Here is a 21,839-nt window from a genome sequence, read left to right on the forward strand (position 1 = left end):
CCCTATGCCACTCCATGTCAAATCTCTTGTGGGCACGCGTGTCTTTTTGTTGTCCACCGTTTTGAGCGCCTTTGTTTTGACCGGCTGCGGCAAACCGTCTGTACCGGTGGCGGCCGAGGCGGCCAAACCCGCTGGCGACCCTTTGCAAATTCAAGTCGAGCCTTCCATGGCCAGCCGCTTCAAAGTGGCCGATGCGGCCATGAGCAACATTGTCCCCATCCAAGAAGTGCCTGGCCGAATCGAGGCCAATGAGCGCCAAGTGACCCGCATTGGCGCCTCGGTCACCGGCCGCGTCACCGAGTTGTTGGTGGAGGTGGGTGACCGCATCAAAGCGGGCCAACCCTTGGCGCGGGTTGCCAGCCCAGAGTTGACGCAAGCCCAGATGGCTTTTTTGCGCGCCCACTCCAATGCCGGCTTGGCTGAGCGCGCCGTCGACCGTGCGCGCCAACTCTTTCAAGCCGACGTGATCGGTGCCGCTGAATTGCAGCGCCGCGAGTCCGAGTTGTCGGTGGCCCGCGCCGAAATGCGCGCACTGAGCGACCAACTCAAGTTGCTGGGCATCGCGGGCGCCCCCTTGGAAGCGCTGCGCGACCAAGGCGCTTTGCAATCCCATGCGCCCATTTTGGCCACCCAGTCGGGCGTTCTGCTGGAGAGAAAAATCAGCAATGGCCAAGTGGTGCAACCCGGTGACCACCTGTTTACTGTGGCCGATTTGGGCAATGTCTGGGTGAGCGGTGCTTTGCCTGAGCAAACAGCCCGCTCGGTGCGCATGGGTCAACAGGTGGACATCGAAGTGCCTGCCCTGGGCAACCGCCAGTTGTCCGGAAGAATCATCTATGTGGGCGATGCGGTGTCACCCGAGACGCGCACGGTGCCGTTTCGCACCCAAGTGGACAACCTCAGCCGTGACCTGAAACCCCAAATGCTGGCCACCATGCGCATCCGGGGCGAGGCCACCAGCGAGTTGGTGGTGCCGCAAGACGCGGTCATCCGCGAGAGCGATCGCGACCACGTTTACCTGAAAGTCGGTGAAGGCACTTTCCGTTTCACCCCGGTTGAATTGGCCCCTGCACACGATGAGCTGAGGCCTGTACGCAAGGGGGTCAAGTTGGGTGATCCGGTGGTGGTCCAGGGGGCATTCCATTTGCACAACGAGCGCAAGCGCGCTGAACTTCAGTAACAAGGAACAACCGCATGCTGAAGTCTTTGATTCGCGCCGCCCTCACCCAGCGTTTGCTGGTGTTGGTGGTGGCGCTGGTGTTGCTCGGTTTTGGCGGACGCGCCGCCATGAAATTGTCGGTGGATGCGTTCCCCGATGTGACCAACGTGCAAGTTCAGGTGGCCACCGAGGTGCCTGGCCGTTCGCCCGAAGAGGTGGAGCGCTTTGTCACCATGCCACTGGAGGTGGCGATGACCGGTTTGCCGGGCCTGACCGAAATGCGCGCGCTCAACCGCGCCGGCTTGTCCCTGGTCACCCTCGTGTTCACCGACAAAACCGATGTTTACTTTGCACGCCAGCTGGTGATGGAGCGGTTGCTCGAAGTCACCCCGCGCATGCCCGAGGGGGTGGTGCCGGTTTTGGGGCCAGTCTCGACCGGTTTGGGCGAGGTTTACCAATACACCTTGGTGCACCCGGACGATGGTCAGCGCAAACTCTCCGACAACGAGCTGATGGAGCGCCGCGTCATCCAGGACTGGGTGCTGCGCCCCATGTTGCGCTCGATTCCGGGCGTGGCCGAGATCAACTCGATGGGCGGCTTGGAGCGCCAATTCCAGGTGCTGGTCAACCCGGACCGCCTGCGCCACTACCGCTTGTCGCTGCGTGAGGTGCTCGAATCGATTGAGCGCAACAACGCCAACTCGGGCGGCGGTCTGCTGCGCTCCTCGGCCGAGCAGTACCTGATCCGTGGCGTGGGCTTGATCCAAACCGCCGACGACATCGGCAACATCATCTTGAAAGAGTCGGGCGACGTGCCTGTGTTCGTGCGCGATGTGGCGCAAGTCCAGGTGGGCGCTGCCGTGCGCCAGGGTGCGGTGGTGCGCAATGGCGAGACCGAAGCGGTGGCCGGTATCGTCATGATGCTGCGCGGCGCCAACGCCAAAGAGGTGGTGGGCCGGGTCAAGACCAAGGTTGAAGAGATCAACCAAAAAGGCATGTTGCCTGGTGGTTTGCAGATTGAGCCCTTTTACGACCGCACCGAGTTGGTGGATTCGGCGCTGTGGATGGTGACCAAGGTGCTGCTGGAAGGCATTGTGTTCATCATCATCATCTTGTTGCTGTTCTTGGGCGATGTGCGCTCCAGCTTGGTGGTGGTGGCCACCATCGTGATCACGCCTTTGGTCACATTCATGATGATGAACCAGTTGGGCTTGTCGGCCAACCTGATGTCGCTCGGGGGTTTGGCCATCGCGATCGGCCTGATGGTCGATGGCACGGTGGTGGTGGTTGAAAACGTCTTCCACAAATTGGGGCAAGCCGGCCCCAGCCGAGCGTCGAGACTGCGCACCATCCTGGAGGCCACCAGTGAAATCGCCAAGCCCACGGTCTATGGCATGTCGATCATCATCTTGGTGTTCTTGCCCTTGATGACCTTGACGGGCATGGAAGGCAAGATGTTTGCGCCTTTGGCCTTGACCATCGCCATTGCCTTGGCGGTGTCTTTGGTGGTGTCGCTGTTTTTGTCGCCTGTGCTGTGCAGCTATGTGCTGCGCGGTGGCAGCGACCACGACACCAAACCGATCGCCTTTTTGAAGCGCCATTACCTGACGGTTTTGCATTTGGCCTTGGGCGCTGAAAAGAAGACGATCGCGATTGCCGTGGCTTTGTTGGTGGGCTCTTTGTCCTTGTTTCCGCTGCTCGGCAAAAGTTTCATCCCCACCATGAAAGAGGGCAACATCGTTCCTCAGATCATTCGGGTGCCCAGCATTTCACTCGAGGAATCGCTCAATGTGGAGTACGAGGCGATGAAAATCGTCTCGCAAGTGCCAGGTGTCAAATCGGTGGTGGCCAAGCTGGGCCGGGGTGAATCCTTGGCCGATCCAGCCGGGCCCAATGAGTCCGATCCGATCGTGGTGATCGACCGTGAAGCCGGGCGCACCCAGACCGAGATCGAAGAAGACATTCGCAAAGCGCTGGCCGTCTTGCCGGGTGTTCAGGTGATCATGAACCAACCCATTGCACAGCGGGTGGACGAAATGGTGACCGGCGTGCGTTCGCAGTTGGCCATCAAGGTGTTTGGTGACGATTTGGCCGAACTCAAGCGCATCTCCGAAGAGGTCGCCCGCATCACCAGCACCGTGCCCGGCGCGATCGACTTGCGTGTGGAGCGCTTGTCGGGGCAGCAAACCTTGACCATTGAAATCGACCGGCAATCGATTGCTCGGTATGGCATCAATGTGTCGGACGTGAACGACCTGATCGAAACCGCTTTTGGGGGCAATGAAGTGGGGCAGTTGTACGAGGGTCAGCGGCGTTTTGCCATTGTGGTGCGCTACCCACAAGAAAACCGCAATTCGATTCAAGCCATCCGCAACACGACCTTGAAAACCAGAGATGGCACCTTGGTCCCCTTGTCGGCCGTGGCCAGCATTGAGTTGCTGGACAGCCCGCCCACGATCAGCCGTGAGTTTGGCAAACGCCGCGTGGTGGTGGGTGCCAACGTGAGTGGTCGAGACTTGGGTGGCTTTGTGCAAGAGGTGCAGCAACGCGTCGATGCCGAACTGACCTTGCCAGAGGGTTACTACCTGTCTTGGGGTGGTCAGTTTGAAAACATGGAGCGCGCCATGGAAACGCTCACCATCATCGTGCCGCTGACCATTGTGGCCATCTTCTTCTTGCTGTTCATGCTGTTCAATTCGGTCAAATTGGCGACCTTGATCATCTTGGTTTTGCCCTTTGCATCGATTGGCGGCATCTTGGCCTTGTTTGTTTCTGGTGAGTACATCAGCGTTCCGGCATCCGTGGGCTTCATCGCTTTGTGGGGCATCGCGGTGCTCAACGGCGTGGTGCTGGTCAGCAGCATTCGCAAACTGCGCGAAGACGGCATGTCGGTCGCCGCTGCGGTGCGCGAGGGTTGTGTACAACGCTTTCGGCCTGTGCTCATGACCGCCACGGTGGCGCTGCTGGCCTTGGTGCCCTTCCTGTTCGCTACAGGCCCTGGTTCAGAGGTTCAACGTCCCTTGGCCGTGGTGGTCATTGGCGGTTTGATTTCCTCTACATTACTGACACTGGTCGTTTTGCCTGCGCTTTACAGGTGGTTCGACGACGTGCCACAAGAAGCTTAAATTTGGAGACAGTTGATGAAAGAAGTACGCGCCATCATTCGCCCCAATCGCCGTGATCGCCTGCGAGAAGCTTTGCGTGCGATCCCCAACTTCCCGGGCATGTCCATGTTCAGTGCCCAGGGCTTCACGGCCCCGGCTTCGATCGACAAGCGTTCTGTGCGCGACGAGCTGACCGATTTCACAGAGAAGTACATGGTGTGTGTGCTGTGTCCTGACGACATGGTGGAAACCATTCGCAATGTCATCGTCAGCTCTTGCGGCACGGGCAATTTTGGAGATGGTTTGGTGTGGGTGCTGGACGTGGCTTCTGTGCACCGTGTCCGCAATGGCGAGCCCATGGCCTGACGTCTGGGTGGGCCGATTTGCGTTCCGCGACCGCTTTGAACTTTCGGGGTGATTCGACCCCAAATCTGTTGAGCCTGTGGTGGTGTTGACCAATTTTTCGCGCGTATCGGGATCAGGGCCACTGCTTGCTGCATTGATGGTCACGCGCCAACGCACGCTGGGCTTGATGCAGGCATGGCAGGCGGCGGTGGCCGATTTGTCGGTGCCACTTTCACCCCAAATGAACCCGCCACTTTGGGAGTGGGGCCACATCGCGTGGTTTCAGGAGTGGTGGACGGTGCGCAACCGCCAGCGCCACGAAGGCACACGCAGCGCTTCTTCGGGCGATGGTTTTGCAGCTTCGCTTTTGCCGCATGCCGATGCGCTGTACAACTCCAGTGACGTGGCGCACGACAGCCGTTGGTCGCTGAACCTGCCCGACTTTGAGCACACACAGCGCTACCTGTCCGACGTATTGACGCACAGCTTGGCCCAGTTGCGGGCTGCGCCCGACGCCAGCGACGAAGCGCTGTACTTTTGGCGCTTGGCGATGCAACACGAGGCCATGCACAACGAGGCTTCGGTTTACATGGCGCAAAACCTGGGGGTGGCTTTGCCCGAAACCTTGTGTGTGGGGCATGTGCAGGAAGGCGGCCCTGTTTTGCCGAATAGCGCTTTGTCCATCCCCGCCCAAGTCTGCACTGTGGGCCATGCCGGGCCTGGATTTGCCTTTGACAACGAATGCCCTGCGCACGCGGTGACCTTGGCCGCGTTCGAGATCGATGCCAAGGCCGTGACGTGGGCGCAGTACCTGCCCTTCTTGCAAGCAACGGGGTACGCCCTGCCACCCCATGTGCGCTGGGTGCAAGGTGATTGGCAGGTCCAAGTGTTTGGCCGCTGGCAAGCCATGCCGATGGACGCACCCGTGGTGCATGTCAACGCCCACGATGCGCAAGCTTGGTGCCAATGGGCGGGTAGGCGCTTGCCAACCGAGGCTGAGTGGACTTGCGCTGCAGCGCTGGAGGGCTTTGCGTGGGGCCAAGTGTGGGAATGGACGGCGAGCGATTTCGCGCCTTACCCGGGCTTTGTGCCTCACCCTTACCGCGAATATTCAGAACCTTGGTGGCAGGGTCACCGTGTGCTCAAGGGCGCATGCCGCGCCACGTCGCAGCATCTGGTCGATGTGCGTTACCGCAACTTTTTTGTGCCCGAGCGGCGCGATATCTTTGCAGGCTTTCGCACGGTGGCGCTTTAAAGCCCCATCAGGCCTGCGCCCACAAGACGGCAAAACGCTGGGCCGGATCGGTCCAGGCGCGGGTGCCGGCAAAGCCTGCTGAGTGCAGCAAAGCTTCAAAGTTGGGCACCGTCCATTTGCAAGCGTTTTCGGTGTGGATGGTCTCGCCCTGTGCAAACTGTCGCTGGCCGCCTGGCCACTGCACGGTGAGTTCGTGGCGTGCCTGCAGGTGCATCTCGACCCGCGACTGCGCCGCATTGAAACGCGACAGGTGCCGCCAGTCACGCACCGCAAAGTTGCTGCCCACCAAACGGTTGATGTGCAGCAGCAAGTTCAGGTCAAAGGCGGCGGTCACGCCCAAGGCGTCGTCGTAGGCCGCTTCCAATTCGGCCGCGTCCTTGACCAAATCCACCCCGATCAGCAAGCCACTGCCCATGGCTGACCCGCAAGCCTTGTGCAGGCTTTGCAAAAAGCCCAGAGCTTGATCGGGTGTGAAGTTGCCGATGCTCGAGCCCGGGTAAAACAACACGCGCGGCTGCGCCGGGTCCAAGCCCAAGGCGTCTGGTAAATCCAGCCCGCCGGAAAAGTCAGTGCCCAGGCCCGTCATGGCCAGACTCGGGTGCTGGCGCTGCAGGCTGTCCAGGGCTTGGCGCACAAAGTCCACCGAAATGTCCACCGCCACATAGCGACCGGCCTGCATCGGGCCCAGCAGACGTCCGGCTTTTTCGCAGTTGCCTGCACCCAGGTCCACCCAGCACGCACCTGCGGGCAAGTGCTGCGCCATGTCGGCGCTGTGCAGGCGCATGAGCAGCGCCTCGGTGCGCGTCAGGTCGTATTCGGGCAGCTCGGTGATGGCCTCGAACAGTCGCGAGCCCAGCGCGTCGTACAGGTATTTGGGCGAGGTGTAGGCCTGTGGGGCGCACAAGCCCTGCAAGAGCTCTTGCGCCACAGCGGCGGCGTTGTGCTGGTACAGCTGGATGAATTGGGGGGTGCGCATGCGGCCATGCTAACCCGTGCCATGGGCGGGTTCAACATCCCTTGTCAGGTCCGTGCAGGCTTTGATCCGTGGTGTCACCGTAAAAAACGCTCGGCCAACTGGCACCAGAACGCGGCGCCACAGGGAAGATTGGCATCGTTGAAATCGTAGCCCGGGTTGTGCAGACCCCGGCCTTTCTCCAATGGGCCGTTGCCGATCCTGACCAGCGCGCCGGGACAGGCCTGGAGCATGTAGGCAAAGTCTTCACTGCCTGTGAGTTGCGGATGTTCGAGCTCAACCGCATCGGGGCCCATCAAATCCTGCGCCACTTGCGCGGCCAGGTCGACGGCTTCTGGCGTGTTGATCAAGACCGGATAGCCTTCGATGTATTGGATGTCGGCTTGGGTGTCGTGCGCTTGCGCGATGCCCGTGATGATCTCGGTGATCCGTTTTTTCAGCAGTGCGCGAACGGCAGGAGAAAACGACCGGACGCTGATGCCGATCTCGGCCATCTCGGGAATCACGTTCAGGGCGTCGCCTGACCGAAAACGCCCGACGGTGACCACGGCCGTTTCAGCCGGGTCGACATTTCTGGCCACCACAGTTTGCAAAGAGGTGACGATGGCCGCAGCAGCGACGAGTGGATCGGCAGCCAAGTGCGGCCTTGCTGCATGCCCGCCAACGCCCAAGATTTTCACGAACACGCGGTCGCCCGCTGCCATGAATGCACCGCGGCGCAACAAAATTCGGCCTTGCGCGGCCCCTGGGTGGTTGTGCATGGCAAAGACCGCATCGCACGGGAATCGGTCGAAGAGTCCGTCTTGGACCATGGCCTTGGCGCCGCTGTCAAAGCCTTTCTCTTCGGCGGGCTGAAAGATCAGGTTCAGGGTGCCCGAAAAATTCCGGTGTTCGGCCAGCCGCTTTGCAGCGCCCAGCAGCATGGTCATGTGCCCATCGTGGCCACAGGCATGCATGCGACCCGCAACGGTGCTCGCATGCGCTGCGCCTGTGCACTCGTGGATTGGCAAGGCATCCATGTCGGCACGAATGCCCAGACGCTTGGTGCCCGTGCCATTTTTCAGCGTGCCCACCAAACCGGTACCGCCAATGCCTCTGGTCACCGCATACCCGAACTCTTCGAGCTTTTGCGCCATGAAGTTGGAGGTTTGGTGCTCCGCAAAAGCCAGCTCAGGGTGCTGGTGAAGGTGTTTGCGGATGCGTGTTAACTCATCCGCATGAGGCGTCAAGTGCTCAATGCGCGTGTACTGAAAGGGCTGCACGGACGGTGATGACAAGGAATCGCTCATTCCGCGACGATGTTGTTGGCTTTGGCGATGCGCTGGTAAAACTGGATCCGATCCCCGATTTCAGTGCGGTAGGCGGCAGGCGATATGTCCTCGGGCACCATCATGCCCTTGTCCGTCCAGACCGACTGGGTGGCAGGCTCGTTCAGAATCCCGCGCACAGTCCTGTACAGCAGTTGAACGATGGGCTCGGGGGTGTTGGCGGGGGCGGCAAGCCCTGTCCAGGATGTGAGGTTCAGATCGGGCAATTTGAGCTCGCCAAACGTGGGGACATCTGGCAGTTGAGGCACGCGTTGCGGTGCGGCGACGGCCAAGGCCCGCAGATTGCCGTTGCGGATGTTGCTCATGTTGGAAGACAGGTTGTTCCAAGTCAGCTGAACTTGACCGGAAAGCAAGTCCACGAGCGCAGGGCCGGCCCCACGGTAGGCAATGTGCGCCATCGGCAATTTCGCCTGAACCTTCATCAACTCCATGCTCAGATGGGACACCGAGCCGATGCCCGCACTGGCATAGCTCAGCTTGTCGGGATTGGCCTGGGCGTACTTCAGCAAATCGGCAAAAGTTTTGACGGGCAGATCCTTGTTGACCAGCAAAACGTTGGCCAAGCGGTCGATCAAGGTGATGGGGGCAAAGTCTTTGAGCGCGTCGTAAGGCAATTTGGGGTTGACCGCAGGATTGACCACATGCGTGCTTTGCGACGTCACCACCAAGGTGTAGCCATCGGGCGCCGCTTTGGCCGCAAAACTCGAACCAATGGCACCGCCTGCACCGGCTTTGTTGTCCACAATCACCGGGACTTTCAGGACCCGGCTCAAGCGTTCGGCCATCAGGCGTCCCGAGTTGTCCACGGCCCCACCCGGCGCAAAAGGCACCACCAAGGTGATGGGCTTGGATGGATAGCCCGCTTGGGCCAAGGCTGGGTGCAGGGGCGTCAAGGCGCCGGCTGCGGCCAGGCCCATCACTTGGCGTCGGTTGAGTTGCATGAGGTGCTTTCTGGATGAAAGCACTGAGGTTAGTCAGAACAGTTGCTCTCTACAAACGACAAAGTCATCGCACTCGATAACCTAATGTTATAAACCAAGCCATGAAAGTTCGGTCCCCTTCCATGGTTGAGATGCACGCGTTTTTGGCGGTGTGCCGCGTGAAAAGTTTCAAAGGTGCGGCAGAGCAGCTGTGTGTGACGCAAGCCGCTGTGAGCAAGGCCGTGCAGCGACTGGAAGAGCACCTGGGCGGCGTCAGGCTCTTTGACAGAAATTCAGCGGGTGTGGTGTTGACCGAGCGGGGTGTCGAACTCAGCAAATTGATACAGCGCCCCGTCTTGGCGCTGGAATCGGCTTTTGAGAGTTTCGGAAATGCCCTGCAATCTCGCCCTGTCCGAATCAGTGTGATTCCCACTTTGGGTATCCAGTGGTTTTTGCCCCGGCTCCAGCAGCTTCGGCAGATTCATCCCGATGTGAACATTGAGATGAGGCAATTCAGGCACGACGAGGACTTCACCCGGGATGACGTTGATTTTTGGATTGAGGTCAAACGTCCCTACCGAAAATGGCCTGACCATGTGGACACACGCTACTTGCTGGGGCGTGAGCTGGTGCCAGTCTGTACACCTGAACTTAAAAAACGATTTCGCAAGCCGAAAGATCTGCATTCGGCCACCTTGCTGGGGCACACCAATTTTCCGGACAACTGGGCCAGGTGGTTTGATGCGGCAGGCGTGCCTTTCACGCCCCGCTTGGGGCCCAGCTTTGATCTGACCATGAACCTGATCGTGGCGGCCAAATCCGGCATGGGCGTCGCCGTTGTGCCTGCTTGCCTGGTTCAGCTTGAACTCATCAAGGGCGAATTGGTCAAGCCCTTTGACACAGAGGTCTCCTGTGGGCGAGGTTATTTTTTGTGTCGGCACAAGGACGCGCCCCCCTTTGATGCGGGTGACCGTTTCGCCGATTGGCTGATTCAACAATCCGCCGAAGACCACTTTCATGTGCCAAACTGAATGAATCCATGGCCAACACGCCGGCCTGTCCACCGGGCCGCAAGTGGTATCGCTGGCATTCAGGCACCTGGTTTTTGGTTTCGCTGTTTAATCAAATCCTTCTTTCTTTTCAACACACCATGATGTTTACCTTTCAAAAAAATTGGCGCTCCAGCTTTCTGGCCATGTCGGCAGCTTTTGTGCTGCAGTTTTCCATGGCCTCCGCGCAAGCCCAAACCACGCTGCGCGTGACCACCATCCCTGAGGAAGCCGCCACCGAGCAGGTGCGCAAATTCACCCCGCTGGCCAATTACCTGGAAAAGCAACTGGGCATGAAGGTGGTGTTCACGCCTGTGACCGATTACCCCGCTGCGGTGGAGTCTTTGGTGAACAAGAAAGTGGACGTGGTCTGGTTTGGTGGCTTCACCTTTGTACAAGCCAGCATCCGCTCGGGCGGCAAGATCGTGCCCATCGCCCAGCGCGAAGAAGACACACGTTTCCAATCGGTGTTCATTGCCAAGACCAACTCGGGCATCAAAAGCTTGACCGACATGAAAGGCAAGCAGGTCTCGTTCGGCTCACAAAGCAGCACCTCGGGCCACCTGATGCCGCGCAGCTTTTTGCTGCAAGCCAACATCGACCCTGAAAAAGACTTCAAGCGCATCGCCTACAGCGGCGCGCACGACGCCACCATCGCTTCAGTGGTCAGCGGCAAGGTCGACGCTGCTGCGCTGGACATCACGGTGTGGCGCAAGTTCGTGTCAGAGAACAAGGTCAACACGCAAGACGTGAACGTGTTCTTCACCACCGCGCCTTACTTCAACTACAACTGGTCGGTGCATGCCGACATGCCCGCCGATTTGCGCGAAAAAATCAAAGCGGCCTTGCTGGCCCTGAACCCCGCCAACCCCGAACACGCCGAGATCTTGAAGCTCAACCGCGCCACCCGCTACATCGCCACCATGCCCGAGAACTACAAGGGCTTGGAGTCGGCGGCCCGCAGTGCAGGGTTGCTCTAAAGCCTGAGCCTTTTCGCAGTGAACATCGATCTGCAGTCTTTGGAGGCGCGCCACCCGGCCGCGCTGCCTGGCGCGCCAGCCGCTTTGCGAGCCCTGAACCTGCAACTGGCCGCTGGCGAACAGGTGGCCATCATTGGCCCCTCGGGCGCGGGCAAGACGACCTTGCTGCAGGTGTTGGCTTGCGCCCAGCGGCCCACCCAGGGCACGCTTCAGCTCTCGGGCGTGAACCCTTGGGCGCAATCGCCTGGCGCTTTGCGCGCTTTGCGCGGCCAGTTGTTTTTGGCCCCGCAGGTGCCGCCTTTGCCGCCGCGCCAGCGCGTGGTGACCTCGGTGCTGGCTGGGCGATTGCCTGTCATGGGTTTGTGGGCGAGTCTGCGCTCACTTTTTTACCCCACCGACATCCCAGCCGCTTACGAAGCGCTGGTGCACTTTGATTTGGCTGACAAATTGTTCGAGCGGGTCGATCGACTGTCGGGCGGCGAACGCCAGCGCGTGGGTTTGGCCCGCGCCCTGCTGGCCCCGGCCAGCCTGTGGCTGATTGACGAGCCGCTGTCGGCCCTTGACCCCATGCGCGCCCGCATGGCCATGACGGCCTTGGTGGGCCTGGCGGCCGAGCGCCAAGTCACGCTGGTGGCCACTTTGCACCAGGTGGACATGGCGCTGGCGCACTTCCCGCGCATCATTGGCCTGCGCGATGGGCAGTTGGTGTTTGACTTGCCGTCTGCACAAGTCAGCCGCGAGCATTTGGCGCATTTGTACGACCAGCACGAACACGAGTTGCGCGGCGAAGCGCCGATCGGCGTGGACGAGCCGGCCCCGGCAGCGACCGCGCCGGCCGTGATGCATTGCCGCTGACGCGCACTGCCCCCTGAAGCCCAAGCACGCGACATGTCTGCCACCGTTTCCCGAATGCCCGATGCGCAGCCTGCTGCTTGGCCACCGGTCAGCCCGCGTCCGGGTGCGCCTGCGCGAGACCCGGCGTTTTTATCTCGGGTGTTTTGGCTGAGCCTGGCGCTGGTGTTGCTGTGGCCACTGGGCGTGGCCACCGAGTTCCGGCCCTGGGTGCTCTGGGCGCCCGAGAACCGCAAGGTCACGGCCGACTTTGTGGCCAGCTTTTGGCCGCTGGTGCACAACGCCGAATTCATCGACATGGTGGTGCGCGAAACCTGGCGCACCGTGGCCATGGCCACGGCGGGTGTCACGCTGGCGCTGGTGCTGGCCGTGCCCTTGAGCCTGATGGCCACCCGCGTGTTGTCGCTCTCGGCCTTGTCGGGGCGCATGGACCGCTGGCCTGCTGTGGTGCGTTGGTGCGTGCGGGCCAGCTTGATCGTGCTGCGCAGCGTGCCCGAGCTGGTGTGGGCCTTGGTGTTTGTGCGTGTGGTGGGCTTGGGGCCCACGGCGGGCGTACTGGCGATTGCCCTGACCTATGGCGGCATGCTGGGCAAGGTGTACGCCGAAATTCTGGAAAGCGGCGAGAGCCACGCCACCCAAACCCTGATGCGCAACGGCAGTGGCCGCCTGCAGGCTTTTGTGTATGCGCTGCTGCCCAGCCATGCGGCCGAGCTGGCGTCTTACACGGTGTACCGCTGGGAATGCGCCATCCGATCCTCGGTGGTGTTGGGCTTTGTGGGCGCGGGCGGTTTGGGCCAGCAGTTGGACAACTCGATGAAGATGTTCAATGGCGGTGAAGTGGCCACCTTGCTGCTGGTGTTCATCGCGCTGGTGGCCCTGGCCGACCGCGTGAGTGCTTGGTTGCGAAAGGCCTTGGCATGAAGCCTTTTGCACGCGAAGCGGCCAACCCGCCCTACAAATTACCGCCGCCCTTGTTTGACGCCCGTTGCCGCGCCTGTTGGTTCACAGTGGCCTTGCTGCTGTTGGTGGTGGCCAGTTTTGTATCGCTCGATTTGGACTGGGCCGCTTTTGCATCGATGGAGGCTGCGCGCAGCATGGGCCGCTTTGTGGCGGAATTTTTCCCGCCTGATTTGTCGTCCGTTTTTGTGAAGAAAGTGGCTTGGGCCGCTTGGGAAACCCTGGCCATGTCGGCGCTGGGCACCGTGATGGCGGCGGCGCTGGGCCTGGCGCTGGCTGTGCCCGCCAGCCGCATGTCCGCTCAAGACCCGGCTTGGCTGCGCAGCCCCACGCGCTGGTTGCTCAATGCCCTGCGCGCCATTCCTGAGTTGGTGTGGGCTGCGTTGCTGTTGATCTCTGCGGGCCTGGGGCCCATGGCGGGCACTTTGGCGTTGGCACTGCACACCAGCGGCGTGCTGGGGCGCTTGTTTGCCGAGGCGATGGAGAACATCCCCACCGGGCCTGGCGACGCCTTGCGCACGCAAGGCCTTGGTCCGCTGCGTGTGTTCTTTTATGCCACCTTGCCCCAGGTCTTGCCGCAGCTCATGAGCTACACGCTGTACCGATGGGAAAACAACATCCGCGCCGCCGCTGTGTTGGGCGTGGTGGGCGCTGGGGGTTTGGGCCAGATGCTGTCTTTCCATATGGGCCTGTTCCACATGAACAAAACGGCCACCATTTTGGGCGCGATGCTGCTCATGGTGGCCTGTGTGGATGCGCTCAGTTTTGCAGCGCGGCGCTGGTTGACGCGTTGATCGGCAGTTGATTCACTTCGCCATCGAGCAATGCCCCCCGCTGCTCGCCTGGCCGGAGCCTGCGGCAATCAGGGGCGGTTCGTTGCGCAGATCCACCGGGTCAGAGGCCAGAAAGTCCCAGGCCAAAAAAGCGCTCAGGGCCAGCCAGAAAACCGCTTGCAACTTGTGTGTGTGGCTCATGCGGTGCTCCTTCAAAACTGGTAGTGGCGACGCACGCGCACGCCAATGAGCGTGCCGGCAAAGGCCAGGGGTACCCAAAGCCAGCCGTGCAAACTGCCGGTCGAGATGCCGCTGAGCATGGCGCCGATGTTGCAACCAAATGCCAAGCGTGAGCTGTAACCCATGACGAAACCGGCCACCAAGCCAATCACCCATTGCTGGGTGGTGAGCGACTTGCTGCCTGCCGGCGCCTTGGCTGAAACCCACAGCGCGCCGCCCAAGATACCGATGTTGGTGATGGTGGTCACGTCCATGAACACGGTTTGGGTCAGGCGCTGTGCGTTGCCTGCCTGGCCCCAAAAGGCATTGGCTGTGGGATCGAACGCGCCCAGCGCCACCGACACCTTGGCGGCCCAGAGGCCAAAGCCGTACACCACGCCCCAAGGCTGGCCAGCCAGCAACAAATTGAGGGTGGCCAACACCGCCAGCGCCACGGCGCCCCCAATCCAGCGTTTGTCCAGCCAGTTTTGGCCAGCGCCCACCCACAGGCGCACCGCCACCAGCACGGCGGCCAGCAAAGCCAGCGTCAGGGCCAGTGCGCCGCCTGTGCCGTATTCGGCAGAAAAACTGACCGGGGCCGTTTGGCCCAGCGACAGCCAGCTGTCCAGGTGGACCGAGCCCAAGAAGCTGCCCAAGGCGAACAGCGGCAAGATGCCCATGTTGAGCGGCACGCCCAAACCCGCTTTGTACAAACTGCCCGAGCCGCAGCCGTCGGCAATCTGCATGGTCAGCCCGAACACGAAAGCGCCCACCAGCAGGCTCACGCTGGGTGGCCCCAGGGCCGCGTGCAGTTCAGGAAAATGGCCCAGCAGCGGCAAAGCTGCCAAGCTGGCCAAGGCCAGCAACAGCACCTGCCCGACAACGCCTTGTGGGTTGCGCTGCTCAATCAGCTGACGCCAGCCGGTCGTGAAACCAAAGCGGGCGCCGGCCAAAGCCGCGCCCATGCCCACGCCCACCCCCATCAGCACGGCTTGTCGGATGGACACGGACAACGCTAAAAAGACGAAAAAGGCGGCCAGCAAGGCCGCCAAAGGAAGGCGTTTCATGTCCTGAATTTATTTGAAGGTTTTCTCGGCCCAGAACTTGGCGTCGATCATCAGCTGCTTGGGGCGGCTGGGCACGTTGGCCATGGGCAGGCCGTTGGGGTCTTTGGACCATTCCACCATGGAGCCCGCATACAGCTTCACGTTTTTCTGGCCCAGCACTTCGGACATGGCAAACCAGTTGGTCGCAGCCCAGTGGCCGGTGTTGCAAAAGGACACGGTCTCTTTGGCCGGATCGATGGGGCTGGAAGCGGCCACTTTCTGGGCCTGGTCGGCGCTCACAAAGGTGGAGGTGCCGGGGGCAAACCATTTGTCGTGTTCGACGTTCACCGCACCTTGCAAGGTGCCAGGCACGCTGGCGGCCACGTGGCGGGTGTCGCCCTTGAAGAAGTCGGCCGGGCGTGCATCGATCAAGGCGGCGTCACCCGACTTCACGCGGGCCACCAGCTCTTCCTTGGTGGCGATCAAGCTCTTGTCGATTTGCGGCTGGAAGCTGCTGGCCGCCACTTTCACGGCCTGGTTGTTTTGCGGCAAACCCGTGGTGGCCCAAGCCTTCACGCCGCCGTTCAGCACCGACAGCTCTTTGAGGCCCAGCACTTTGAGCGTCCAGTACACCCGGGCCGAGGCCCCAAAGTCGGTGGCATCTGCACCGCTGGACACAATCACCGCGTGGGTGCTGGGGGACAGGCCCAGGCTTTGCACCAAGGTGGTCAATTTGGGCAAGGCGGGCAATTCGCCGGGGTTGCTGGCCGGGCCGCGCCAAGTGCCATAAGGCGCATTGAGGGCGCCAGGAATGTGGTTGGCCGCATACGACTTGGGGTCGCGGATGTCGATCACGCGCACGTTGGCGTCAGACAGTTTGGCTTGCAGTTCGGCGGGGCTGAGCAGCGGTTGTGCGGCCAAAGCGGACGCAGAGAAGGCGGTGGCCGACAAGGCCAGAACCAGGGCAGAAAGGTGCTTCATGGGGGCGTTCCTGAACAAAAAGACAAAAGATGGCGCGATTGTGGTCAGACGCCAAAGACATGGGAACGATTTTTTAATTGGTTATATATGCCGATATAGATATAAGGCGCCACTGAACCGCTGATCGCGTTGGCTTAAGAGATGCCTTCAGCGCCGCGTCTTCAGGGCAGAGCGTTGCGCGGCCCAAAGTGCGGCAGTCCCCATCAAGCTGGCGGCCAATAGCCACCACAGCGCCAAGGCGTAGCCATGTTCCGGTGACCACAGCAGACCCAAAATCAAGGGCGCGGTAGCCCGGGCCAAAGCGATGGGCAAACCCAGCAGGCCATTGAGTTGCCCCACATGCGCACGGCTCACATACTGCGCCATGGCCGTGCCTTTGACGATGGTGTTCATGCCATTGCCCAGACCGTAAAGCAGCACAAACACCAGCGCCGCCAAAGGGGTCAGTCCGCCGATCAGCAAGGCCAACAAGCCTGCGGGGATCAAAGCCGTTATCCAGCGGTTGGCGGCATGCACGTCCCATTGGCGCTCAAAGACAAACAAAACCAAGCGCCCCAGCACCTGGATCACACCAATCGACGCGGGTATGGCCAAAACCCAAACCGGGGACAGCCCTGACTCTTGCAGCAAGGCGATCATGTGGGCGGGCAAAGCCGAGGTCACGGCCATGGTCAGCACCATGAACAAAGCCAGCAGCCAAAACGGTGCATGGTGCAAGTGCTCGCGCACGCTCAGGGCGGGGTCTTTCTTGTGCTGTGCGGGGTCCAAGCTCAGGCGATCTGGGTTTTTGGACGACAGCGGTGCGGAATGCGGCGCACCTTGCAGCAGCCAAGCGTGTACGGGCAAGCACACCAAAAACTGCAAGCCTGCCAGCGCCCAAAGTGCTTGCCGCCAGCCCCACAGTGCCATCCACCAGGCAAACAGTGGAATGAACACGGTGCTGGCCAGCCCGCCCAAAAAAGTGAGGGTGATGATGGCGCGCCGAAAATCCTGCGGAAAGCGTCGCGTGACCACCGTAAAAGCCGGGTTGTAGAGCGTGGCCGCCATCCCTAAGCCCAACCAAATCCATGCGGCATAAAAGCCCGCCACTGACGTCACCCAGCTGTGGCCCACCAACCCCAGACCCACCCACAATGAGCCCAGCGTCATCACACGCCGCTCGTGCCCTGCATCGATCCAGCGTCCCACGGGGTAGGCCATCAGGCCTTCGGCCAGCAGCGCCAAGCTGAAAGCCAATGAGGACTCGGCCCGGCCCATGCCCAGCTCGGCCTCTAAAGGTGTCATGAGCAAGGAGAAAGTGTAGAAAACACTGCCCCAAGTGATCAGTTGGGGCAGCGACAGCCAGACGCTGAAAGGCCCCAGTGCTTTGGCTTGAGGAGAGTGCTGGCGCGCATCGGGCATGTGCCCATTATCGGAGCGCGCCCAGGCCGCGTGTGTCTCAGCCGTTCAAGGCCTGTCAGGGCCCATTGAGCACCCGCCGGTACTGGATGGCTTCGGCCACATGGGCGGCAGCGATGGTGTCACAGCCTGCCAAATCGGCAATGGTGCGCGCCACCTTGAGGCTGCGGTGGGTGCTGCGCCCGCTCCAGCCCAGTTTGTCGGCGGCCCTTTGAAGCAAAGCGGTGGCGCTGTCTTCAAGCCGTGCCTGTGCATCGATGGCTTGGCCTTGCAGTTCGGCATTGGTGCAGTTTTGCCGGGCGATGGCGCGTTCGCGTGCGGCCAAACTGCGCGCCGCAATTTGCCCGGTGCTTTCGCCGGGCGGCGCGTTCAACAGATCGTGCGCGCCCAGGCTGGGCACTTCGATGTGCAGGTCAATCCGGTCGAGCAGCGGGCCACTCAGCTTGCCCTGGTAGCGGCTGACTTGGTCGGGCGTGCAGCGGCACGACCTGGTGACGCTGCCCAGATAGCCGCAGGGGCAGGGGTTCATGGCCGCGATCAATTGAAAGCGTGCCGGGAATTCGGCCCGCCTTGCCGCTCGTGCAATGGTGATGCTGCCGGTTTCCAGCGGTTCGCGCAGCGCTTCCAATGCCGCTCGCGGGAACTCGGGGAGTTCGTCCAGAAACAGCACGCCATGGTGGGCCAGCGAGATTTCGCCTGGGCGGGGCGGTGAGCCGCCGCCCACCAAAGCCACCGCGCTGGCCGAATGGTGCGGCTGACCTGTGGGGCGTTGCGCCCATCGGCTCAGATCAAAGCGTCCGGCCAGGCTGGCCATCGCGGCCGATTCCAACGCTTCTTCCGTGGACATGGGTGGCAGCAACCCCGCAAAGCGCTGCGCCAACATGGACTTGCCCGAACCGGGTGGCCCGAGCATGAGCAGCGAGTGCCCACCGGCGGCAGCAATTTCCAGCACGCGCTTGACGCCCGCTTGGCCTTTCACATCCGCCAGGTCGGCATAACGCGGGGGGGCCGTGGGCGTGGTGGCGGCCATGCGCGCCCAGCCGTCGCTGGGCTCGGGCGGTGCTTCGTTGGACGGCGGTAAAAACTGCTGCACCACATCCAACAAATGCTTGGCGCGAAAGACTTCGGCATCGGGCACCAGGGCGGCTTCTTCGGCGCTGCCCGGTGGCAGCACCAGCCGGGTACGCACTTTTTGTTGTCGCAACACCAGGCTCATCGCCAAAGCGCCGCGCACCGGGCGCAGCTCGCCCGACAGCGACAGCTCCCCTGCAAACTCGTGGCCCGCCAGTTTGTTGGCATCGATTTGTCCACTGGCCGCCAGGATGCCCAGTGCAATCGGCAAGTCCAGTCGGCCCGAGTCTTTGGGCAAGTCGGCGGGGGCCAGGTTGACGGTGATGCGCTGGTTGTGCGGAAAGTCGAGGCCACTGTTTTGCAGCGCCGATCGCACCCGCTCACGGGCTTCTTTGACTTCGACATCGGCCAGCCCCACCAGCGTGAAGCTGGGCAGCCCGTTGGCCATGTGCACCTCGACGGTGACGGCGGGCGCTTGCAGGCCAACCAAGGCGCGGCTGTGCACCAAACTGAGACTCATATGCCCTCCCCGCCCTGATTTGGTGCGCTTTATGTGCCCTGTCGCGCAGTCTGAACGCGCAGAACTTGTTGGAATGCCATTCAAGCATGCACAGGGCCAGAGTGCACGGGGATAAGCCCGAATAGAGCGTATAGCCCAAGTTGGCACGCTCCCTGCTTTGATGGTTTGTCCTTTTCTTTTTTTGGAGCCCCTCATGAAAAACATCCTCGTTCCTTCCTTGCTGACTTTGTCGCTGTTGTCCGTGACCGGTGTGGCCCAGGCGCAAGCCGCCGAGAGCACTTTGTCCTTCAATGCGGGTGTGGTTTCGGATTACCGTTACCGCGGTATTTCCCAGTCGCGTCTGGCGCCAGCGGTGCAGGGTGGTTTTGACTACGCTGACAAGAGCGGCTTTTATGTCGGCGCTTGGGGTTCGAGCATCAAGTGGATCAAGGACACCCCTGGCGCGACCAAAGGTTCTACCGAGATCGACCTCTACGGTGGCTACAAGTCAACGGTTGGAGACTTGGCTTATGACGTCGGCTTTCTGCGTTACGAGTACCTGAGCAACAACTACGCTTCGGCCAGCGGTGCCAACGCGAACACCAATGAGGTTTATGGTGCCGTGACGTACGGTGTCTTCACCGCGAAATACTCGCACGCCATCTCCAATCTGTTCGGCAATGCCAACAGCAAAAACAGCTATTACGTTGATTTGAGTGCTGCCTTTGACATGGGTAACGGATTGACATTGACGCCGCACGTTGGATACCAGAGTGTGAAAAACGTGGCCAATGCTTCTTACACAGATTACGCCTTGACCCTTGCCAAAGATCTGGGCAATGGTTTGAGTGCCACCGTTGCAGCTGTCGGCACCAATGCCGATGAAGGTTTTTACAGCTTGAAGGGCAAATACAACGGCAAGACGGGCGCCGTCGTGGGCCTGAAGTACACCTTCTGATTTCATCCATTCAGATCAAGGAACCATCATGAAACTGGTGACCGCCATCATCAAACCCTTCAAGCTGGACGAAGTGCGTGAAGCACTTTCGGGCATCGGCGTGCAGGGCATCACCGTGACCGAAGTCAAAGGCTTTGGTCGTCAAAAGGGCCACACCGAGCTGTACCGCGGTGCGGAATACGTGGTCGACTTTTTGCCCAAAGTCAAGATCGAAGCCGCTGTGTCTGACGAACTCGTCGAGCGCGTCATCGAAGCCGTCGAAGCTGGTGCCCGCACCGGCAAGATCGGCGACGGCAAGATCTTTGTGTACGACCTCGAGCAAGTGGTTCGCATCCGCACCGGTGAAACCGGCGCCGAAGCCCTTTGATGAATCAGAAAGAGAGTCGACAAATGAAAAAACTACTCGCTACCCTGGCCTTGGGCCTGAGTTTGGGTCTGGGTGTGTTCGGCACGGCTTCTGTGGCCACCGCACAGACCGCACCCGCTGCCGTGGCCGCGCCCGCCGCAGAAGCCAAACCGGCCGATGCAGCACCGTCACCTGCCGCGCCCGCTGCAGCAGCAACGGCTGCGGCAGAAGCCGCGCCAGCGCTGGTGCCTAACAAGGGCGATACCGCTTGGATGATGATCTCCACCATCTTGGTGATCCTGATGGTCATTCCGGGCCTGGCCCTGTTCTACGGCGGCTTGGTGCGCAGCAAAAACATGCTGTCGGTGCTGATGCAGGTTGTGGTCACCTTCTCGATGATCACCGTGCTGTGGTTCATCTACGGCTACAGCCTGGCGTTCACCGAAGGCAATGCCTTCATCGGTGGCTTTGACCGCTTGTTCATGAAAGGCATCTGGGACAACGCCGCGGGCACTTTTGCCAACGCCGCTACTTTCAGCAAGGGCGTGGTCATTCCCGAGATTTCCTTCGCTGCCTTCCAGGCCACGTTTGCGGGCATCACCTGTGCCCTGATCGTCGGTGCCTTTGCCGAACGCATCAAGTTCTCTGCTGTGCTGGCTTTCATGGTGTTGTGGTTCACCTTCAGCTACCTGCCCATTGCCCACATGGTCTGGTTCTGGATGGGCCCTGACGCCTACACCGCCAAGGAAGTGGCCGATGAAATGACCAGCAAAGCCGGTCTGATCTGGCAGTGGGGTGCTCTGGACTTCGCGGGCGGTACGGTGGTGCACATCAACGCCGCTGTGGCCGGTTTGGTCGGTGCCTTCATGGTGGGCAAGCGCGTGGGTTATGGCCGTGAAGCCATGGCCCCCCACAGCCTGACTTTGACCATGGTGGGTGCGTCCTTGCTGTGGGTGGGTTGGTTCGGTTTCAACGCTGGCTCGGCTCTGGAAGCCAACGGCTTCGCGGCTCTCGCCTTCATCAACACCTTGGTCGCGACAGCCGGTGCTGTGCTGGCCTGGTGCGTGGGTGAAGCGCTGATGCGTGGCAAAGCCTCCATGTTGGGTGCCGCCTCGGGTGCGGTGGCCGGTTTGGTCGCCATCACCCCAGCCGCAGGCAACGTGGGCATCGGCGGTGGTCTGGTGATTGGCATCGTGGCTGGCTTTGCTTGCCTGTGGGGCGTGAACGGCCTCAAGAAGATGCTGGGTGCTGACGACTCCTTGGATGTGTTCGGTGTGCACGGCGTGGGCGGTATCGTCGGTGCCTTGTTGACCGGTGTGTTCAACTCGCCCGCCCTGGGTGGCCCCAGCGCCGTGGGTGACTGGGTCACGGTGGCCATGATTGCCCCTGATGCTTACTCCATCGCTGCGCAAGTTTGGACACAGGCCAAAGCCGTGCTGCTGACCATCGTTTGGTCGGGTGTGGTCTCGGTGGTCGCCTTCAAGATCGTTGACTTGACCATTGGTCTGCGTGTCACCGAAGAAGAAGAGCGCGAAGGTCTGGACATCGCTTCTCACGGCGAGTCGGCCTACCACGGCTAAAAACCGGATACGACAAGTTTCATTGCAAAGGGTGGCGCAAGCCACC

The 21,839-nt window shown here is 61.1% G+C and carries 20 protein-coding genes; 12 read left to right on the forward strand and 8 right to left on the reverse strand.

What is annotated here, in order from left to right:
• The first annotated feature begins 4 nt into the window (after window positions 1-4).
• The 4 genes from B472_RS06590 (at window position 5) to senA (ending at window position 5,863) form a co-directional block, all read left to right on the forward strand.
• Entirely contained in the window at window positions 5-1,180 is a 1,176-nt protein-coding gene (locus tag B472_RS06590; RefSeq protein WP_019426229.1) for an efflux RND transporter periplasmic adaptor subunit, read from the forward strand.
• Window positions 1,181-1,194: 14 nt separating this feature from the next.
• The gene (locus B472_RS06595; protein ID WP_019426230.1) at window positions 1,195-4,284 is read left to right on the forward strand and encodes an efflux RND transporter permease subunit; all 3,090 of its coding nucleotides are present in this window, start codon (window positions 1,195-1,197) and stop codon (window positions 4,282-4,284) included.
• A gap of 15 nt (window positions 4,285-4,299) precedes the next feature.
• Window positions 4,300-4,629, forward strand: coding sequence for a P-II family nitrogen regulator (locus tag B472_RS06600; RefSeq protein ID WP_019426231.1), 330 nt, complete (start codon window positions 4,300-4,302; stop codon window positions 4,627-4,629).
• A gap of 82 nt (window positions 4,630-4,711) precedes the next feature.
• A complete protein-coding gene (gene senA / locus B472_RS06605) occupies window positions 4,712-5,863 on the forward strand; it encodes a selenoneine synthase SenA (RefSeq protein WP_238147396.1) in 1,152 nt (383 codons plus the stop codon).
• 7 nt (window positions 5,864-5,870) lie between these two features.
• Here senA and egtD read toward each other — a convergent pair whose 3' ends face one another.
• The 3 genes from egtD to B472_RS06620 form a co-directional block, all read right to left on the reverse strand.
• Entirely contained in the window at window positions 5,871-6,839 is a 969-nt protein-coding gene (gene egtD / locus B472_RS06610; protein ID WP_019426233.1) for an L-histidine N(alpha)-methyltransferase, read from the reverse strand.
• A 74-nt stretch (window positions 6,840-6,913) separates the two neighbouring features.
• Window positions 6,914-8,125 (reverse strand): M20 aminoacylase family protein, encoded by a 1,212-nt coding sequence (locus B472_RS06615; protein WP_116798607.1) that lies wholly within the window; start codon window positions 8,123-8,125, stop codon window positions 6,914-6,916.
• Window positions 8,122-9,105, reverse strand: a complete 984-nt coding sequence (locus B472_RS06620; protein ID WP_019426235.1) for a tripartite tricarboxylate transporter substrate binding protein — start codon at window positions 9,103-9,105, stop codon at window positions 8,122-8,124. The genes B472_RS06615 and B472_RS06620 overlap by 4 nt, the downstream gene beginning before the upstream one ends.
• 101 nt (window positions 9,106-9,206) lie before the next feature.
• Between B472_RS06620 and B472_RS06625 the strand changes: the two genes are divergently transcribed.
• From B472_RS06625 to phnE, 5 genes are all read left to right on the forward strand, one after another.
• Window positions 9,207-10,115: a LysR substrate-binding domain-containing protein gene (locus B472_RS06625; protein WP_026039410.1), complete on the forward strand. Its 909-nt coding sequence runs from the start codon at window positions 9,207-9,209 to the stop codon at window positions 10,113-10,115.
• Window positions 10,116-10,279: 164 nt separating this feature from the next.
• Window positions 10,280-11,113, forward strand: coding sequence for a putative selenate ABC transporter substrate-binding protein (locus B472_RS06630; protein ID WP_026039411.1), 834 nt, complete (start codon window positions 10,280-10,282; stop codon window positions 11,111-11,113).
• Between the two features lie 18 nt (window positions 11,114-11,131).
• Window positions 11,132-11,968, forward strand: a complete 837-nt coding sequence (locus tag B472_RS06635) for a phosphonate ABC transporter ATP-binding protein (RefSeq protein WP_019426238.1) — start codon at window positions 11,132-11,134, stop codon at window positions 11,966-11,968.
• Window positions 11,969-12,022: 54 nt separating this feature from the next.
• Entirely contained in the window at window positions 12,023-12,886 is an 864-nt protein-coding gene (locus tag B472_RS06640; protein WP_026039412.1) for an ABC transporter permease, read from the forward strand.
• The gene (gene phnE / locus B472_RS06645; RefSeq protein WP_019426240.1) at window positions 12,883-13,716 is read left to right on the forward strand and encodes a phosphonate ABC transporter, permease protein PhnE; all 834 of its coding nucleotides are present in this window, start codon (window positions 12,883-12,885) and stop codon (window positions 13,714-13,716) included. The genes B472_RS06640 and phnE overlap by 4 nt, the downstream gene beginning before the upstream one ends.
• A gap of 12 nt (window positions 13,717-13,728) precedes the next feature.
• Here the strand turns inward: phnE and B472_RS17220 are convergent, their stop codons facing one another.
• The 5 genes from B472_RS17220 to B472_RS06665 form a co-directional block, all read right to left on the reverse strand.
• The gene (locus tag B472_RS17220; protein WP_019426241.1) at window positions 13,729-13,896 is read right to left on the reverse strand and encodes a hypothetical protein; all 168 of its coding nucleotides are present in this window, start codon (window positions 13,894-13,896) and stop codon (window positions 13,729-13,731) included.
• 11 nt (window positions 13,897-13,907) lie between these two features.
• Window positions 13,908-14,981: a YeeE/YedE thiosulfate transporter family protein gene (locus B472_RS06650; RefSeq protein ID WP_019426242.1), complete on the reverse strand. Its 1,074-nt coding sequence runs from the start codon at window positions 14,979-14,981 to the stop codon at window positions 13,908-13,910.
• A gap of 9 nt (window positions 14,982-14,990) precedes the next feature.
• Window positions 14,991-15,941 carry a sulfurtransferase gene (locus tag B472_RS06655; RefSeq protein WP_019426243.1) on the reverse strand — a complete coding sequence of 317 codons (951 nt, stop codon included), beginning with the start codon at window positions 15,939-15,941 and terminating at the stop codon, window positions 14,991-14,993.
• A 147-nt stretch (window positions 15,942-16,088) separates the two neighbouring features.
• The gene (locus tag B472_RS06660; protein ID WP_019426244.1) at window positions 16,089-17,342 is read right to left on the reverse strand and encodes an MFS transporter; all 1,254 of its coding nucleotides are present in this window, start codon (window positions 17,340-17,342) and stop codon (window positions 16,089-16,091) included.
• A gap of 55 nt (window positions 17,343-17,397) precedes the next feature.
• The gene (locus tag B472_RS06665; RefSeq protein ID WP_026039413.1) at window positions 17,398-18,930 is read right to left on the reverse strand and encodes a YifB family Mg chelatase-like AAA ATPase; all 1,533 of its coding nucleotides are present in this window, start codon (window positions 18,928-18,930) and stop codon (window positions 17,398-17,400) included.
• Window positions 18,931-19,123: 193 nt separating this feature from the next.
• Between B472_RS06665 and B472_RS06670 the strand changes: the two genes are divergently transcribed.
• From B472_RS06670 to B472_RS06680, 3 genes are read left to right on the forward strand one after another with little or no spacing between them, the layout of a single operon-like run.
• A complete protein-coding gene (locus B472_RS06670) occupies window positions 19,124-19,867 on the forward strand; it encodes a TorF family putative porin (protein ID WP_019426246.1) in 744 nt (247 codons plus the stop codon).
• Window positions 19,868-19,895: 28 nt separating this feature from the next.
• Window positions 19,896-20,234, forward strand: coding sequence for a P-II family nitrogen regulator (glnK, locus tag B472_RS06675; protein WP_019426247.1), 339 nt, complete (start codon window positions 19,896-19,898; stop codon window positions 20,232-20,234).
• A gap of 23 nt (window positions 20,235-20,257) precedes the next feature.
• Window positions 20,258-21,793, forward strand: coding sequence for an ammonium transporter (locus B472_RS06680; RefSeq protein WP_019426248.1), 1,536 nt, complete (start codon window positions 20,258-20,260; stop codon window positions 21,791-21,793).
• Window positions 21,794-21,839 lie beyond the last annotated feature (46 nt).

It is taken from the genome of Limnohabitans sp. Rim28, from assembly GCF_000293865.2.
In the GTDB taxonomy this organism is placed as follows: Bacteria; Pseudomonadota; Gammaproteobacteria; order Burkholderiales; family Burkholderiaceae_C; genus Limnohabitans_A.

What these genes read in the sequence shown, in the direction of transcription:
- B472_RS06630 (WP_026039411.1), top strand. Translation starts at nt 10,280, where the DNA reads ATGTCGGCAGCTTTTGTGCTGCAGTTTTCCATGGCCTCCGCGCAAGCC.
- B472_RS06670 (WP_019426246.1), top strand. Translation starts at nt 19,124, where the DNA reads ATGAAAAACATCCTCGTTCCTTCCTTGCTGACTTTGTCGCTGTTGTCC.
- egtD (WP_019426233.1), bottom strand. Translation starts at nt 6,839, where the DNA reads ATGCGCACCCCCCAATTCATCCAGCTGTACCAGCACAACGCCGCCGCT.
- B472_RS06590 (WP_019426229.1), top strand. Translation starts at nt 5, where the DNA reads ATGCCACTCCATGTCAAATCTCTTGTGGGCACGCGTGTCTTTTTGTTG.
- B472_RS06600 (WP_019426231.1), top strand. Translation starts at nt 4,300, where the DNA reads ATGAAAGAAGTACGCGCCATCATTCGCCCCAATCGCCGTGATCGCCTG.
- B472_RS17220 (WP_019426241.1), bottom strand. Translation starts at nt 13,896, where the DNA reads ATGAGCCACACACACAAGTTGCAAGCGGTTTTCTGGCTGGCCCTGAGC.
- B472_RS06595 (WP_019426230.1), top strand. Translation starts at nt 1,195, where the DNA reads ATGCTGAAGTCTTTGATTCGCGCCGCCCTCACCCAGCGTTTGCTGGTG.
- B472_RS06660 (WP_019426244.1), bottom strand. Translation starts at nt 17,342, where the DNA reads ATGCCCGATGCGCGCCAGCACTCTCCTCAAGCCAAAGCACTGGGGCCT.
- B472_RS06655 (WP_019426243.1), bottom strand. Translation starts at nt 15,941, where the DNA reads ATGAAGCACCTTTCTGCCCTGGTTCTGGCCTTGTCGGCCACCGCCTTC.
- B472_RS06650 (WP_019426242.1), bottom strand. Translation starts at nt 14,981, where the DNA reads ATGAAACGCCTTCCTTTGGCGGCCTTGCTGGCCGCCTTTTTCGTCTTT.
- glnK (WP_019426247.1), top strand. Translation starts at nt 19,896, where the DNA reads ATGAAACTGGTGACCGCCATCATCAAACCCTTCAAGCTGGACGAAGTG.
- phnE (WP_019426240.1), top strand. Translation starts at nt 12,883, where the DNA reads ATGAAGCCTTTTGCACGCGAAGCGGCCAACCCGCCCTACAAATTACCG.
- B472_RS06640 (WP_026039412.1), top strand. Translation starts at nt 12,023, where the DNA reads ATGCCCGATGCGCAGCCTGCTGCTTGGCCACCGGTCAGCCCGCGTCCG.
- B472_RS06625 (WP_026039410.1), top strand. Translation starts at nt 9,207, where the DNA reads ATGAAAGTTCGGTCCCCTTCCATGGTTGAGATGCACGCGTTTTTGGCG.
- B472_RS06665 (WP_026039413.1), bottom strand. Translation starts at nt 18,930, where the DNA reads ATGAGTCTCAGTTTGGTGCACAGCCGCGCCTTGGTTGGCCTGCAAGCG.
- B472_RS06620 (WP_019426235.1), bottom strand. Translation starts at nt 9,105, where the DNA reads ATGCAACTCAACCGACGCCAAGTGATGGGCCTGGCCGCAGCCGGCGCC.
- B472_RS06615 (WP_116798607.1), bottom strand. Translation starts at nt 8,125, where the DNA reads ATGAGCGATTCCTTGTCATCACCGTCCGTGCAGCCCTTTCAGTACACG.
- B472_RS06680 (WP_019426248.1), top strand. Translation starts at nt 20,258, where the DNA reads ATGAAAAAACTACTCGCTACCCTGGCCTTGGGCCTGAGTTTGGGTCTG.